General features: G+C 24.9%; 1 protein-coding gene. It reads left to right on the forward strand.

What is annotated here, in order from left to right:
• Positions 1-30 precede the first annotated feature (30 nt).
• The coding region (gene catA, locus E4T13_RS29560; protein ID WP_137181983.1) for a type A chloramphenicol O-acetyltransferase at positions 31-606 on the forward strand (576 nt) is incomplete at its 3' end.

Consider the following 606-nt stretch of genomic DNA (forward strand, 5'->3'; position numbering starts at 1 on the left):
AAAGATTTAAAATTTAGGAGGAAGTTATATATGAATTTTAATATTATCAAATTAGAAAATTGGGATAGAAAAGAATATTTTGAACACTATTTTAACCAGCAAACTACGTATAGCATTACTAAAGAAATTGATATTACTTTGTTTAAAGATATGATAAAAAAGAAAGGATATGAAATTTATCCTTCTTTGATTTATGCAATTATGGAAGTTGTAAATAAAAACAAAGTGTTTAGAACAGGAATTAATAGTGAGAATAAATTAGGTTATTGGGATAAGTTAAATCCTTTGTATACAGTTTTTAATAAGCAAACTGAAAAATTTACTAACATTTGGACTGAATCTGATAACAACTTCACTTCTTTTTATAATAATTATAAAAATGACTTACTTGAATATAAAGATAAAGAAGAAATGTTTCCTAAAAAACCGATACCTGAAAACGCCATACCGATTTCAATGATTCCTTGGATTGATTTTAGTTCATTTAATTTAAACATTGGTAACAATGGTAGCTTTTTATTGCCTATTATTACGATAGGTAAATTTTATAGTGAGAATAATAAAATTTATATACCAGTTGCTCTGCAGCTTCATCATGCTGTATGT

It is taken from the genome of Roseomonas sp. AR75 (assembly GCF_005222815.1).
In the GTDB taxonomy this organism is placed as follows: domain Bacteria; phylum Pseudomonadota; class Alphaproteobacteria; order Acetobacterales; family Acetobacteraceae; genus Falsiroseomonas.